12 protein-coding genes and 2 pseudogenes are annotated in these 14,079 nt (G+C 59.3%); 8 read left to right on the top strand and 6 right to left on the bottom strand.

What is annotated here, in order from left to right; all coding sequences use genetic code 11:
- Positions 1-2: 2 nt before the first annotated feature.
- Positions 3-1,325, bottom strand: a complete 1,323-nt coding sequence (locus tag Q0D44_RS10985; RefSeq protein WP_294136526.1) for a cell wall hydrolase — start codon at positions 1,323-1,325, stop codon at positions 3-5.
- A 136-nt stretch (positions 1,326-1,461) separates the two neighbouring features.
- Between Q0D44_RS10985 and Q0D44_RS10980 the strand changes: the two genes are divergently transcribed.
- On the top strand, positions 1,462-2,358 hold the full coding sequence (locus Q0D44_RS10980; RefSeq protein ID WP_294136525.1) for a sulfotransferase: 897 nt from the start codon (positions 1,462-1,464) through the stop codon (positions 2,356-2,358).
- 104 nt (positions 2,359-2,462) lie between these two features.
- Positions 2,463-3,524 carry a sulfotransferase gene (locus Q0D44_RS10975; protein WP_294136523.1) on the top strand — a complete coding sequence of 354 codons (1,062 nt, stop codon included), beginning with the start codon at positions 2,463-2,465 and terminating at the stop codon, positions 3,522-3,524.
- Here Q0D44_RS10975 and Q0D44_RS10970 read toward each other — a convergent pair.
- Positions 3,458-4,255 carry a WecB/TagA/CpsF family glycosyltransferase gene (locus Q0D44_RS10970; RefSeq protein WP_294136521.1) on the bottom strand — a complete coding sequence of 266 codons (798 nt, stop codon included), beginning with the start codon at positions 4,253-4,255 and terminating at the stop codon, positions 3,458-3,460. The two genes, Q0D44_RS10975 and Q0D44_RS10970, sit on opposite strands and share 67 nt — an antisense overlap.
- A 161-nt stretch (positions 4,256-4,416) precedes the next feature.
- Here Q0D44_RS10970 and Q0D44_RS10965 point away from each other — a divergent pair, with 161 nt between their 5' ends.
- Positions 4,417-4,959 (top strand): polysaccharide biosynthesis/export family protein, encoded by a 543-nt coding sequence (locus Q0D44_RS10965; RefSeq protein WP_294136519.1) that lies wholly within the window; start codon positions 4,417-4,419, stop codon positions 4,957-4,959.
- 317 nt (positions 4,960-5,276) lie between these two features.
- Positions 5,277-6,653 carry a sugar transferase gene (locus Q0D44_RS10960; RefSeq protein WP_294136517.1) on the top strand — a complete coding sequence of 459 codons (1,377 nt, stop codon included), beginning with the start codon at positions 5,277-5,279 and terminating at the stop codon, positions 6,651-6,653.
- A 74-nt stretch (positions 6,654-6,727) separates the two neighbouring features.
- Here the strand turns inward: Q0D44_RS10960 and Q0D44_RS10955 are convergent, their stop codons facing one another.
- Positions 6,728-7,543: a glycosyltransferase family A protein gene (locus Q0D44_RS10955; protein ID WP_294136516.1), complete on the bottom strand. Its 816-nt coding sequence runs from the start codon at positions 7,541-7,543 to the stop codon at positions 6,728-6,730.
- A gap of 497 nt (positions 7,544-8,040) precedes the next feature.
- On the opposite strand from Q0D44_RS10955, the gene Q0D44_RS10950 reads away from it, so the two are divergent.
- From Q0D44_RS10950 to Q0D44_RS10940, 3 genes are all read left to right on the top strand, one after another.
- Entirely contained in the window at positions 8,041-9,156 is a 1,116-nt protein-coding gene (locus tag Q0D44_RS10950; protein WP_294136773.1) for an O-antigen ligase family protein, read from the top strand.
- Positions 9,157-10,077 carry a sulfotransferase gene (locus Q0D44_RS10945; protein WP_294136515.1) on the top strand — a complete coding sequence of 307 codons (921 nt, stop codon included), beginning with the start codon at positions 9,157-9,159 and terminating at the stop codon, positions 10,075-10,077.
- Positions 10,078-10,233: 156 nt separating this feature from the next.
- Positions 10,234-12,408 (top strand): polysaccharide biosynthesis tyrosine autokinase, encoded by a 2,175-nt coding sequence (locus Q0D44_RS10940; protein WP_294136514.1) that lies wholly within the window; start codon positions 10,234-10,236, stop codon positions 12,406-12,408.
- 93 nt (positions 12,409-12,501) lie between these two features.
- On the opposite strand, the pseudogene Q0D44_RS10935 reads toward Q0D44_RS10940, so the two are convergent.
- Positions 12,502-12,606 (bottom strand): annotated as a pseudogene (locus tag Q0D44_RS10935) (IS630 family transposase); the annotation flags it as partial.
- 45 nt (positions 12,607-12,651) lie between these two features.
- Here Q0D44_RS10935 and Q0D44_RS10930 point away from each other — a divergent pair.
- Positions 12,652-12,893: pseudogene (locus tag Q0D44_RS10930) on the top strand (hypothetical protein); the annotation flags it as partial.
- 42 nt (positions 12,894-12,935) lie between these two features.
- Here the strand turns inward: Q0D44_RS10930 and Q0D44_RS10925 are convergent.
- Together Q0D44_RS10925 and Q0D44_RS10920 are read right to left on the bottom strand one after the other, a co-directional pair.
- Positions 12,936-13,640, bottom strand: coding sequence for a TetR/AcrR family transcriptional regulator (locus tag Q0D44_RS10925; protein ID WP_294136513.1), 705 nt, complete (start codon positions 13,638-13,640; stop codon positions 12,936-12,938).
- Positions 13,641-13,743: 103 nt separating this feature from the next.
- The gene (locus tag Q0D44_RS10920; protein ID WP_294136512.1) at positions 13,744-14,010 is read right to left on the bottom strand and encodes a hypothetical protein; all 267 of its coding nucleotides are present in this window, start codon (positions 14,008-14,010) and stop codon (positions 13,744-13,746) included.
- Between the last annotated feature and the right edge of the window lie 69 nt (positions 14,011-14,079).

Below are 14,079 nucleotides of genomic sequence, written 5' to 3'. Positions count from 1 at the left end.
TCCTATTTGGGCAAAAGTCCCATGCGATTGTCGGGCAGACATTGTCGCGGATCGGGCCGGTCAATCACGGCGCAGTCGAACAATACGGTTTCCTTACGTCGGTCACCATCCACACGATAGAAGAACGACATGGTCTTTGCCGCGGCGGCCGATACTACGGGACCCGATGGCAGATCACCGGGGTTCAGCCAGCCGATGACGGTGCATTGGGGCTTGTCCCGGCACATGCGATAGGCGGTCACGGCATAGGATCCGGCAAAGGCGCCAGGTTCAAGCGACAGGATATAAGCGCCAGCAGCAGGTACAGTATCATGCAGGCGGTTGCCCTTGAGTATCCATGCCGGAACATCTGCCCCCGCATCCTTGCGGCCGGGACTGTTCGCAATGGATGACCGGTCGCGCCAATCGCCCAGTTTGGCCAGATCGTAGGACAAGACAGCGGACGCGCCGTCATCCTTTTTCTGATCGCCCGCCAGGCCGGCGATCGAAGCGATCACCGGCTCATCCATGACCCTCACCCTGCGCAGCATGGCCGAATGAGACCAGCGAAAAAATATGTGTCCGCGCACCATCACCAACTTGTCCATCTGCGCGGACCAGAAAGGCACGACATAATCGGTGTGATAATGTGTTGCGGTGCTGACGGCCCCGAACACATAGCCGTTCAGCGCAGCCCTTGCAGCGATCAACGCCCGCGACCAAGCTGATGCGCTGGGGCGACGCCGTATGATCGATCCGTCGCAGGTAAAGGTGAACTGGCAACCGATGGCGCGTTCGCTGCCCTGAAAGACGACGCCGCACACGCTTTTGGGAAAGGCCGGATGGCGCAGGCGGTTTACCACGACCTGGGCCACCGCGCGCTGGCCGACCGGATCGTCACCGGCCTCATAATAAACCGCGCTGGCCAGACAGTCTTGCGCCCGTCGCCAATTGTCCGCTGGTCCAGAATAGATGAAGGGGGGAGCCGGGGGCCGGGGTGCCGTGGAAAAAGGTTGCGCGTCATTGATGGCACGCGCGTCGGGCGCCGCCAATGGCTTGAAGATCAGGGCCGGCGGCTCCACCCCGGTTGCCGATCGCCCGGTAGCCATGTGCGATCGCGGATCATAATTGGGTGGCACGCCATAATCGGGCTGCGACGGGACCGCCGTGAGCGTATCGACAAAATATACTGCCAAGGCGAGGCCAGCGGCGAGGATCAGACCGCATAAAATGATCGCCGTGGTCCGGCGCGCCGACAGCCCGCCTCCACGACCATGCAACGCATATTCGCTCTCAGCCGGATCGACGCCTTTGTCCCGATCGGCGGACGGAGGAGATGCAGTCATCTGGTCATTCCAATTTCGAGACGCTGCCCTAACATCAAATGGTTAATGATGTGGGAGGGAAATGTGATTGGTTGTAGAAGAAGAATATTCCATGCGAGTCAAAGCCTGAATGGAAGGGGGAGGACGAGATAGTCTTATGGACATGCGTACCGAGAGGCCCCTGCACCGGCGTATTCTTTATCGTCCCCGTTCGTTCATTGCCACTGCGCGACTCGAAGCGCTACTGGCCATAAGACGTGGTGATCGTCTGTCGCCCCAAATCTTCATTGTCGGCGCACAAAAGGCCGGCACGACATCATTGTTCCGGGACTTGGCAAGCCACCCGCAGATCATCGCGCCGGTAGCAAAGGAAGTGCACCAGTTCGACCGGCACCACATGCGCCCGGCCGAAAATTATCTCGCCCACTTCCCGTCACTGCGGGATGCGGAGGACCGTAGGCGCCAATTGGGCGCGCCGGTGATGACGATGGATTGCACCCCATACTATCTCATGCATCCCGACGCTGCTGCGCGCATCAGTGCATTTTGCCCTGAGGCGAAAATCATCGTTATGCTGCGCGACCCATGTGCGCGTGCATGGTCCCATTATTGGCATGAAGTTGCGCGCGGCTTCGAAATATTGGAACCAGAGGCAGCCTTTGCCGCCGAACCTGAGCGGATTGTCGAACCGCATGACCGTGTCGGCCCCGGCAGGCAGGCACGTTTCGCCCACCAGCATTACAGCTATTGCGCGCGCAGCGAATATGATGTGCAGATCAGCCGGTGGCAGGCGCTGTTCGGCCACGATCGGCTTTTGTACATCGCCACCGAGCGATATCAGAACGATCCAGCAGCCGAGCGCGACCGCATAGCGGCATTCCTCGCCATAGAACCTTTTGCCCGCACGCAGGATCAGCGCAAGCTGAACGAGGGCCGCTATCCCGCCCCTGCCCCTGCCCTGGCCGCCTGGCTCAACCAGCGCCTGCACCGATCGCGCGAGCGCACCCGTGCCATGCTTGGTCCCGATTTCGCGTGGCCCACATGGCGCGGATAACGCAGATACCGCCCCCCACGCCAACCGATGCCCAATCGGTCTGGCCGATGCTCGGCATGTCGCGGGAAGCCACGCAGCCCTGCGCCCTGTCTCAAGGGCATGACGTGGAGACCAGACCACTGGCCATCGAACAAGGGGTGACCCCGATATTCGTCGTTGGCTGTCAGCGGAGTGGATCGACCCTGCTGGGCGCAATGTTGGGCAGCGGCGATCGCATGATTGCAACGCCTGAATCGCAGTTCGTCGCCGACCTGATGCCCCATGATCCCCGCCAGATCGTCGAGTTGCGCCAGGCAATCGACGCCATAGCGGCTCATCCCCGCTTCAAGCTGTGGAATTTTCCAATCGGCGACGAGCGTCCCGACGGATACGGCACATTCATGGATGCGGTGAATTGGCTCGTGCGGACTTATGGTGCCCGATCGGGTCGCACCGACGTCGACTTTTGGGTCGAACATCAGCCAGGCAATGTCCGGCATATGCAGGCCTTGGCGGATGCGTGCCCGGAGGCACGATTTGTCCACATCGTCCGGGACGGGCGAGCCGTGGCCAATTCGCTGCTCAAGGTCGCCTGGGGACCAAATAGTATTTCCAGCGCGGCGCATTTCTGGTCGCAGCGGGTGGCCATGGGCATGGCGCTACGCGACTGCTTGCCGCCCAATCGCTGGGCGCGCATCCGATATGAGGATCTGCTCGCCCGCCCCGAAGAGGAATTGCGCCGTGTCTGTGCGACGCTGGAGTTGCCATTTGACGAGGCGATGATAGCGGCGCGCCGCTATCATGTACCGCCATCAACCCGCAAACAGCATCATCTGGTCGGCCAAGCACTGGCCCCCGAACGGATCGATGCCTGGCAGCAGGAATTGAGCCAGCGGGAGATAGAGATATTCGAAGCGCATGTCGGCCCGCTGATTACCTATCTTGGCTACCAACTATCCTTTGGCCGCCGCGCACGTCTGCCCAGTTCCGCCGAAACCGCGCGCATGATCATGGTCCAGTTTCTGCAGGGCTACCGCAACCGGTTGAACCATGCGATCCGCATCGGCAGGGCGCGGACGGCGGGAATTGCAACGGATAACAACGCCCCTGCTACGATCGCTTATCCCTGGTGGCGCGGCGTCTTGCGCAGGATCTGCCAGATGGCGTCCAGGTTGGTGGTCAAATAGCGCCAGAACAACCGGCGCGGCTCCAACGCCATGCGATACAGCCATTCAAGGCCGGCGCGCTGCATCCACATCGGCGCGCGCGTGCGGCTTGCGGACAGGAAATTGAACAGCCCACCGCATGTCTTGACCCAGGCGATGCCGCCGAACCGGTGCAGGTTGCGCGCGACGAAAATATCCTCCCTTGGCATACCAAGGGCCACCCATAATATGTCCGGTCGAGCGTCCATGACCTGCTGGACCACAGCTTCTTCTTCATCGGCGGAAAAATAGCCGTTACGCGCGCCAGCGATCACCAGGCGCGGATAAAGCTGGCGAACCCGCGCGACGGCCCGGCCATTTTCTTCGTCCGTCGCGCCCAGGAAATACATGCTATATCCATGATCCTGCGCCGCCGCCGCAAGATCATGGAACAAGTCGGTTGTCGCCGCACGATCGGGGATTTCCCGGCCGGCGATCAGCCTGGCCGCCCACAACACCGGAACTCCGTCAGCCGCAACCGCGTCGGCATGGCGATAGGCGTCCCGAAACGCAGGGTCGCGCGCATAGGCGGAAATAACATTGCCATTGATCGCCGCATGATAACGGGTCGCCGCGCGCCCCTCGCGCGCCTGGCGGCAGTCATCGAGCATCAGCTGCACCCATTGTTTGGTGGACAGGGGCGAAACTGGAATGTCTGCAATGATGACGGGTGCGACAGGTTCAGGCGAGTCGGTTAAATGTAATGACTTCATCGCGTCCAGTGCCCATCAGCATATGTCGATGTTGCTTGTCACACCGCCATGGCAAGGTCAATAAAGACCGGTATTCCTCTAAGTTGCCTCGGCGATTCGAGGGCAGATTGTGAAATTGGGGGTTTGGTATGCGCTGTAAAGCCTGGATTGTAGCGACAATCATGATGAGTTCGGTGCTGACGACCGGCTGCACCACCAGCGGCCCGCTGCCTGCGGCGGCGCCTGGATCAGTAGCCGCGACGACGGCTTACCGGATCGGGGCGGGCGACAAGTTCCGCCTGAACGTATTTAACGAGCCCGCCTTGTCGGGCCAGGAATATTCGGTGAATACCGAAGGGGAAGCATCGCTGCCGCTGATCGGCCTGGTCAAGGTCGACGGGATGACCCCGCGCGAAGCAGAAGCGGAAATCACGAAGCGCTATGCGGCCGGTTATATCAACAATCCGCGCGTGAATATCGACATCAGCCAGTATCGCCCCTTCTATATCTTGGGTGAGGTCAAGCAGCCGGGACAATATCCCTTCGCTACCGGGCTGACCGTGCTTAGCGCCGTCGCCATCGCACAGGGCTACACCTATCGCGCGGACCAGAAGCGCGTTTTCGTGCGCCACGGTGACAAATCGAGCGAGGAGTCCGTCCCCCTTGCCGCCGATACGCCCGTGCTGCCTGGTGACACGATCCGTATCCCCGAACGCTTCTTCTGACGGACAGCGCCTATGGTAGCTGTGGGTATTGGCATCCCCATGACACGACCATGCGCCTTGGCGGGAAAGACTGGCAGGCCCTATGTGCAAATGCACATGGGGCCTTTGCCTAATCGCTTGACTTTGAGTATATTACCCAAGAACGGTCGAAAGCGTGAAAGCACCCGACTGGCGCGCGCCTATTGCGCGACTGTCCCATTGTTGCTTCACGGTTTCAAAATGAAACATTAGAGGGCATAAATACGTTGCCTGCCTTAAGGCATCCGGTAATGTTTCGATATTAAGATGCCCGCGATGAGCTGGTATAAGGGGTAGCCGTGTATATAGCCGCGGGAACTAGTACTTCGGCTGCGAAGTCCCGCAGGGACGGCAGTCTAATTCGTGTCGGCATCTATGGTCTGCAGTGGGCGCTCGACGTGCTGATTTTAATCGGCAGTTTTTCCTTTGCCAGCCTGATGCGCTTTGGTCATCTGCCCGTAGGGGAAAGTCGGAACTGGATCATCGTTCTGGCGTCCGTGTTCATGGTCGTCGCCTTTTATGGCCGCCTCTACACGCTCGATTCGATGCAATCGCTTACGACATCGGTCAGGCGCGCGGCCATGGCCATGATGTGGGCCTTGTCGATTGCAGTGCTGGGCTTTTTCGCGTCGAAACATGTCGATTCCATGTCACGGCTGGTGTTGTTCACCGGCACGATCACAGCCTTCACGCTGCTGCTTCTCGTCCGCCTTCCTTTCTTCCTGCTGGTCCATCGCATCATCGGCGATCGGCTTTTGCGCAAATTGTTCATCGTGGACGGCGTGGCTCCGCGCGAAATGGAAGGATATGATATCGTCCTTTGCGCGGATCTCGGCCTGAAGCTTGATCTGCACGATCCCGCCGTCCTGCACGCGCTAAGCAGCATGATCCGGGAATATGACCGGGTTCTTGTCGATTGCCCAGTCCATGAACGGGAAAGCTGGTCCCTTTTCCTGCAAGGCGTGGGGTGCATCGGCAGCCTGCTGATCCCCGAATTGCAGCCCGTCATTTCCGACCATGCGAAATTAAGGCTGGAATCGGCGTCTATCCGTGTTTCCACAGGCCCGCTGGATTTGCGAAGCCGTGCACTGAAACGCGTCTTCGATCTGTCGGTGACCTGTTCTGTTTGCCTTTTCCTGGCGCCCCTGCTGGCCGTCACCGCGATCTGCATCAAACTGGACAGCAAGGGGCCGGTCCTGTTCAAGCAACTGCGCATGGGCAGGGGCAACCGGCTGTTCTATGTCTATAAATTCCGCAGCATGAGGGATGATCTGGCCGATGCCACCGGCAGCAAATCGGCATCGCGCGACGATAAACGGATCACGCGCGTCGGGCGGATAATTCGCGCGACGTCCATCGACGAACTGCCCCAGCTTTTTAACGTGCTGCGCGGCGACATGTCGCTGGTCGGGCCAAGGCCCCATGCGCTGGGTTCAAAAGCCGGCAATGATCTGTTCTGGAAAGTCGACACGCGCTACTGGCTGCGCCATTCAACCAAGCCCGGCATCACCGGACTGGCCCAGATCCGAGGGTTCAGGGGCGCGACCGAAACCCATCGCGATCTCACCGAACGCTTGCGTTACGATCTTGAATATCTACGCAATTGGTCGATCTTTCGGGATATCAGCATCCTGCTCGCCACCTTCGGCGTGGTTATCCACAAAAACGCTTATTGACCGTTATCGCGGTACTGGCATTGCCACCCCGCGCCGCGGGAATAGAAGAGGCTGGTAATCGTCGCTGAAAATGCTCAGTTACCCCGTCGACGCACGGCCCATTGCTGTAGCGGATATTTGGCGAAATTTCGGGCCAGATCGCGCAATGCAAACAGCCAGTCGGTGGCAGGACGATCGCTCAGGAAACGGATCGCTCTCCGCTGCACCTCGAACGTTGACAGAAAATAGCCTGGCGACCAGGCGAATTTCTGTCCGAAATGATAACGCTTGGCAATCCGCACCGGCGCGCATCGGGCGAGGCGAAATCCGGCTGCGCCCAGACGGACCCAAAGATCATAATCGAAATGACTCCGGCGATTGAGGGCATAATTGCCCACCGCCTGCATCGCGTCACGGCGGATGCATGACCCCGAATGGGAAAGCTGGTTCTTGCGGCCCAACCGATGCGTCACGTCAGTCAGCACCGTGGCCTGGGGCTGAATAACTGTCCAGTCCGCCGTCTCGCCAGGACCGATCATCAGCCTTTCAAAGCTGATCGCAGCCACGTCCGGCCGATCGTCCATCGCGGCACAGGCCGTTTCCAGCCAGGTTGGATGCGCCAGATCATCGGCGTCGAGAATGGCGACCAGCGGCGCACGCCCTTGCGCCAGCGCAAAATTCAGCGCCTTGCCGCGCCCCCGATCAACATTTGTGAACAGGGCGAACCGGCTATCCTTGTCGCAAAAGACCTGCGCAATGGCAGCGCTGTCGTCCGTGCTGCCGTCGTCCACCAGGATGAACCGCGCATCGGCCAATGTCTGCGACGACAGGGATGCCAGCGTCGGCTCCAGTGTCGCGGCGGCATTGAAAAACGTGCAAAGTAGATCGATGCTGGCCGGCGGCAACGTCATAGGGCGCATATCCTGATGTGAAAACGCCATCCTATTCGGCAGGCAAGGTTATGTATCCCACCGTGCCGCATATCGCAAGAAGTGGCAGCCGAGACTGACTCGACGGTCCCGAAGTAGAAAAGGCGCTGCCTTCGCAAGCCGTGACAATAAGAGCGGTAGGCAAATTCCAGCTCAATCGCTGCCATATGGTTTATGCACTGGACAAACCGGGACGCTTCTTGGACAGACGATGCTGTCCTGCAACAAGGCGACCGACGCTGATGACGCAAATGCTTTCGGCAAACTCCGCCCGCCCACCCGCAATGGCCCGTGGCGCACGCGCGCACAGCAATCTGGAACTGCGCTATGCGGTCGGGATAGTGGTCTATATCCTGCTCTACCCTGCCCTGCTGTCCGCGCTCGCGGGCAACTGGGCCGGCGCGATCGAACAGCGCGAGGAAGGGTCGGCGATCATCCAGCTGCTCAGCATCGCGGTCTATGGCCCCGCCTTGTTCATCATGATTGCGCGCTTTGGTGAGGTGATACGCTATCTTCGTCCAGCCTGGCCGTTATTGCTGTTGCTGTTGTGGGCGGGCGCCTCGATCCTGTGGTCCGTAGAGCCCGATGCTGCGTTGCGCCGCTTCTTTGCCCTTGTCCTCTTTAGCCAAGCGGTGTTGTTCGTCGCCATGCAGCAGCGGCATGAACAGTGGCTGCCGATCATGGCAAAAATCTGCCTTGTCGTGCTTGTCATTAATATCATTTCGCTCGCCATTCCCGGCGTCGGGCTGAATTTCGTGGGCAAATATGCCGAATCCGGGTCGATCCGCGGTATTTATCCAGGTAAAAATTATTTCGGCCCGGTGCTCGCCTTCTCGATGCTGATTTTCGCGACGCAGGCTTTTGCGACGCGAGGCGCCACGCGTCGTCGATGGGCGGCGGTGGTGCTGGTCAGCTTGGTGATGCTCTTTTTCTCAAACTCGCGCACGACGCTCATCGGCTTTGCTGGCGGATTCGGTGCGATGTGGCTCACCCGCTTTGTCGTCATACCCGAAGGATGGCAGCGGCACCTCACCTTGCAATTGCGCGCGGGTTTATCGGTCTTTGCCCTGTTCGGCACCGTGGTCGTGCTGCCATCGCTGATGATCGGATTGCTGACCCTGCTGGGGCGCGACCTCACCTTGTCAGGTCGCACGCGCCTGTGGGATTATGCCTATGCCATCGGCATCGACCGTCCAATGATGGGTGCTGGATATAAAACCTTCTGGGTGGACAAGCTGACCGCCAATCTGCGCGACTTCCACGCGCATTGGTCGGAAGGGTCAGCGACCATGGCGATGACGGCAAATGGCCATAACGGCTATCTCGACATGTGGCTGGAACTGGGCATCGTGGGCCTGCTTTGCTTCCTTTTCGCGTGGTTCATCTTTCTTGGGCGTAGCCTGCGCAACATCCGTCAGACCCGCGATCCGGCCAACCTGTTCCATGTCGGCATATGGGCTTATTATTCCATATACAGCATCACGGATTCCAACATTCTGACACATTCGGACCTTAGCTGGTTCTTCGTGACCTATTGCTTCCTCACGCTGGGCATTGCTTCCAATCGGTCGCGCGTGTCTCAGGCGCAAAGTTAAATGGCCTCTCTCGTGACCGTTCCCAACCTGATCGTTGCCGGTGCCCAGAAATCAGGCACCACGTCATTATGCGCCGCGCTGGAGCAGCATCCAGACTGCTACCTGTCCAATCCCAAGGAACCGAACTTCTTTTCGCGCGCCGTCAACGAACAGCGGCTTGCCAGCTTCAGCAGCTGTTTCCGGGGCGTTCCCGGCGATGCACGGGTCGTTGTGGACGGAACCACAACCTATATGGCGGACCCGGCCATAGCCGAGCGGATATACCGCATGTTGGGGCCAGACACCAAATTCATCTTTGCCCTGCGAAGCCCGCGCAAGCGCGCCTATTCGGGCTTTCTCCATATGCTCAAGCGTGGGCATGAACGGCGCACTGCCCAGGACGTATTTCTGTCCTTGCCCGACGATCCCGTGGCCGCGGTTCAGGCCGAGCGCGACAATGTCGATGCCGCTGCCGCTGCGCGCCAGCTTATTTCGCGGCCCTATGTGCGCCAATATGATGATGTGCTGTGGAATTTCCGCTATCTGACCAACAGCCTGTTCGCGGCCCAGATTGAACCGTTCGAACGCCTGTTTGGTCAGGACAATATGCTGATCATATTGTTCGAGGATATGGTGGCCGATTTCATGTTCCAGCGGGCGCGGATCGCGCAATTCCTGGACATTCCCGAACTGGGACTGCCGCAAACCTTGCCGCGCGAAAATCAGACGCGGATGCCCGATACAGCCACATTATGGGGCCGGATCGACGAGCAACTGCGCCGCATCAAGCGAGGCAATTTCGTTTTCGTGCGCAAAGCCGAGGGGCAGGCACCGTCCCGTGCGCCGTCTGACGTTGGCACCAAGCTGATGCGCCTGACTGACAACGAAGTCGCACTTTGGGAACAGCGACTTGGTCGCGATCTGCGGGCAGTCGGCTGGTGACCGGCAGGAGTAAGGTTACCGTTGTTGACTCACTTCTGCCGCGATGCAAGAACCCTGATTCCAAGGGCATCTCCACCTGTCGAAAAGTAAATCTTTCACCATGGTGACGATGGGCAAATATCAAGTCGGCGCAAAGTCGGCACAAAGGAAGCAACGATGACAACGGCTGAAGGCCAGTACGTAACGCCTACGGAAGACAGCCCAATTGATCTGCGGACTTTGTGGCTGATCATACTGCGTCGGCGGTTTCCCTTTCTCATCGTGGCGGCTGTCGTGCTGGCCATCGGCTTGGGCATCGCGCTGATCATCCCCAGCAAATATGTCAGCTCCACCAGTGTGCTGATCGAGCGTCGATCGACGAATGTTGCGGAGGGACAGTCGATCGTGTCGGGCCTGCCGGCCGATTCGGCGGCTGTCGATACCGAAGTGCAGGTGCTGCGTTCGCCCGACCTTGCCCGCCGCGTCGCCGAGCGGCTGCATCTGGACCGTGATCCTGAATTCAACCCCCGGTTGCGCGAACCGGGTTTTGGCGAATGGCTGGGTGGCCTGTTCGGCAAGTCCCCGGCCCCTGTCCGGCCGGGGCTGGATGCCGTCACGAACGCGCTGCTCAATCATATGTCCATCGGGCGGCAAGGCCTGACCTATGTCATCAACATCAATGTTTCTTCTCGCTCGCCCCAGACCGCAGCCGACATAGCCAACGCAATGGCGCGCGAATATCTGGAACAGCAGGCCGAATATAAGCGCGCAGTCGCCCAGAAAGCGCAGAATTTCTATTCAGAGCGGATGCGCGCACTCAGTACCGATGTGCAAAGCAATGCGTCCAGCGCGTCCTCCATCCGGGCGCGCACCGGCATCACCAGTGGCTCAAATCCTTCGTCCTATGACGAACAGACCATCGCAGACCTGCGGCGTCAACATTCCGAAGCTTCTGCCAATCTGGCAGCCAAGCAGGCGCGCTACAGCGCCGCCAGCCGTTCCCAGAATAATCCGTCATCGCTGCCCGACGTACTTGCATCGCAAGTGATCCGCGACCTGCGGTCGCAGCGCGCGAAAATTGCGGTCGATGCTTCACAGGCGACGACCCGTTATGGCAACGACCATCCCGAAGTCGCGCGCACCCGCAATCAGTTGGCCGAAATCGATGGGGAAATCGCGGCCGAAACGCGCCGGATCGTTTCTGGCCTGGCTGCCGAAGTAAACGCTGCGCAGCAGGAAGTCGCCAGCTTGGGTTCCGCTATTGCCCAGCAGCGTTCCGCTGCGATACGCAATTCCGACGCATCGGTTACCGCCAGGAAGTATGACACGGATGCTGATGCTTCGCGTGAAGTCTATGAGGACCTTGCCAAGCGTCGCAAGGAAACGGTCGCGACGGACGAACTCGCCACGCCCGATGCCAGCATCGTCTCGGTCGCTTCACCGCCCAACTCGCCCAGCTCGCCTAACCGCCCTCTGCTGATCCTGCTGACGCTGGCGGCCGCTCTTACCTTCGGGTTGCTGGCCATCATCATCGCGGAACTGCTTGATGTGAAGATCAGCTCCGGCGAGGATGTCAAACGCCATCTGGGGCTCAACCGCATCGCGTCCATTCCTGGCGTCAGCCCGCGAAACTATGACGAGCATCTTGCGCGCTTGGTTTATGAAAAACCGCAGTCGAGCTTTTCCGAAGCGATCCGCGCGCTCAACATGACGCTGCGCGGCGGACATGCCAAGCAGGCCCTGCCAAGCGGGCAGGTGATCGTCATCACTTCCGCCCTGCCACATGAGGGCAAGACCACCATTGCGACGTCGCTGGCCCTTTCCATAGCCAAGGCGGGCAGCCGCGTCCTGCTGATCGACGCCGATGTGCGCCGGCCCCAGGTCGCCGCATCGCTGGGGATCGCCACGCCCGAACATGGCATAGCCGAGGTGGCCACCGGCAAGACGGAACTGGCGTCGGCCATTGTATCCACCGGCACGCCGCTCGACCTGCTGCTGGTCACGGTCATTGCCAAGGGCATCGACATTTTCTCAAGGGGCCAGTTTTCGGACCTGCTTGAAAAAGCCCGCCAGCAATATGACGTCGTCGTGATCGACACCCCGCCGGTCCTGGCCGTCAGCGATGCAACGGTGATCAGCCGGGAGGCCGATCATGTGGTATTCATCACCAGATGGCGCCGGACGTCGCGCTTTGCCGCAAAAGCGGCTGTGGAGGCACTCAAGGCCGCCGAGGCGCCTTTGTCAGGCGTCGTCCTCAACGCCGTCGACCTCAAGAAACAGTCGCTTTATGCGGACAGTGACCCGCTGGCCTTTTATGGATCTTACAAGGCCTATTACGCCAACGAGGAATGATAGGCTGTTTCGCTTCTGGAGATTGAACTAGTCTGTCGCGGGAGCGATGTGAACATTGGCCGTAATGTCAATCTGAGGCGAAGGTTTGGTTATATGCCACCGAATCGCCTTGGATAGTACGACGCCAAATCCTGCCGCCGCTGCCTGGCAACTAGCCGCGCCTTCAATTGCCGCCAAAAGCCGAACCCGCAAATCCATCGGGCGATTGCGAAAGTCCGTACCGGGTGGTCGCAAGGGCAAATGCAGATTCTGGCCGACCACGCCGATAATGTCGACAGATTATGTGGTTTGATCCGCGTTCAAGGTGGCGAACCCGTCATCCCGTCCCGCAGACATCGCAGTTATCCGCCCGCCCTGTGATCTTATCGCTTACAAGCAGCGTTGGGGCATCGAAGGCTTCTTATCTGATCGCTACTCGGCACGAAAAACTAGCCGCGGAACATAGGTCGATCGATGAATTTTGGGGAGATAGGCGCTTCCAATAGCACCTACTTTCTGCCCTCATATATTCGCTGCTTGCCGATCATCTACTCCAGCGTTGCCCTTGCTGCCGCCTTTGCCGCCGCCGCCGCCCCGGTGCCATCCACACCCAAGGCCCGCAGCACGCCGGCCATCAAAGGTATCATTTTAGCAATCAGTCGCTTGACCGACTTTTGGCGATCGATCGAATCCTGCACCATCACAAGTGTCGCACCGACCACCAGCAAAGTCGCTGAATCGGCGGGAATACCTTTAAAATGCCCAGATCCCAGACCATCGATGATAACCTCGCGGGCCTTGACGTTTAGCGGTGCGGCGTCATCGAGTAATTCCGGAGACAGCTTCAACAATGCCGCCGCACTCTCCGGATGATCTAGAGCAAAACGCAATATGACGAACGAACCGCGCACCAGCCGCTCGGGGGGCAACGTTATTGTGTCGATAGCGGCATCCAGCAGGTCAGCCACATGGCTTCGCATCATTCGAAAAAGCTCGTCAGCCAAGGCCTCCTTGCTTTCGAAATGATTATAGAGGCTTCCCTTTGCGACTTCCGCCTCCTTGGCGATGTCGTCGATGCTGACGCCCTCGACTGATCGCAGGGCGAAGAGGCGTTGCGCAGCTTCCAGCAAGGCCAGCCGGGTGCGGTTGACGCGCCGGTCCGGTTTCTCGCCCGCGGTGCGCGCTATGTCGAGTTTCCCCAGGAGCGACTGTGATGGCTTTGCGCTTTCCGTCAGTCGAGGTCGAACGGCCATTCCTTATCCAATCTGCATGATCCGCATGGTCTCTGCGCCTTGGACTCCTTTCGCCGAAACTGACCGGATCGTTCAACTAAATTCTCGAAAAAGATCAGCTTGTCTAAAAGTGGACCTTCACGCCGGCGCGCAATGTGCGTGGTTCGACAACGCGGCTGAGACGCCCCTCTACGGGCGCAGGATCGAAACTGGGTATGTAGGACTGGTACAGATAGGCGATGTCCTTGTCCTTGCTGCCAAGGACATTGAGGATTTCGGCATAGACATCGAAAGAACCGAACTTGCGCGCACCGCGGGCATTGACGATGTTGCTTCCCTTATTGATCTGCCCCCCGCTGAGTGGCCCAGAGACTATGATAGTCTGGACCATGAAGGGGACATTGAATGCCGAGCAAGAAGCACAAGCCAGAAGAGATCATCGGCAAGCTGCGTGAGGTTG

This window comes from Sphingobium sp. (assembly GCA_023266575.1).
Taxonomy (GTDB): Bacteria; Pseudomonadota; Alphaproteobacteria; order Sphingomonadales; family Sphingomonadaceae; genus Sphingobium.
This window is presented reverse-complemented; position numbering and strand designations above follow the sequence as displayed.

Coding starts and splice junctions, on each gene's coding strand:
- Q0D44_RS10985 (WP_294136526.1), bottom strand. CDS start 1,325: ATGACTGCATCTCCTCCGTCCGCCGATCGGGACAAAGGCGTCGATCCG.
- Q0D44_RS10980 (WP_294136525.1), top strand. CDS start 1,462: ATGGACATGCGTACCGAGAGGCCCCTGCACCGGCGTATTCTTTATCGT.
- Q0D44_RS10970 (WP_294136521.1), bottom strand. CDS start 4,255: ATGAAGTCATTACATTTAACCGACTCGCCTGAACCTGTCGCACCCGTC.
- Q0D44_RS10965 (WP_294136519.1), top strand. CDS start 4,417: ATGATGAGTTCGGTGCTGACGACCGGCTGCACCACCAGCGGCCCGCTG.
- Q0D44_RS10955 (WP_294136516.1), bottom strand. CDS start 7,543: ATGACGTTGCCGCCGGCCAGCATCGATCTACTTTGCACGTTTTTCAAT.
- Q0D44_RS10950 (WP_294136773.1), top strand. CDS start 8,041: ATGATTGCGCGCTTTGGTGAGGTGATACGCTATCTTCGTCCAGCCTGG.
- Q0D44_RS10945 (WP_294136515.1), top strand. CDS start 9,157: ATGGCCTCTCTCGTGACCGTTCCCAACCTGATCGTTGCCGGTGCCCAG.
- Q0D44_RS10940 (WP_294136514.1), top strand. CDS start 10,234: ATGACAACGGCTGAAGGCCAGTACGTAACGCCTACGGAAGACAGCCCA.
- Q0D44_RS10925 (WP_294136513.1), bottom strand. CDS start 13,640: ATGGCCGTTCGACCTCGACTGACGGAAAGCGCAAAGCCATCACAGTCG.
- Q0D44_RS10920 (WP_294136512.1), bottom strand. CDS start 14,010: ATGGTCCAGACTATCATAGTCTCTGGGCCACTCAGCGGGGGGCAGATC.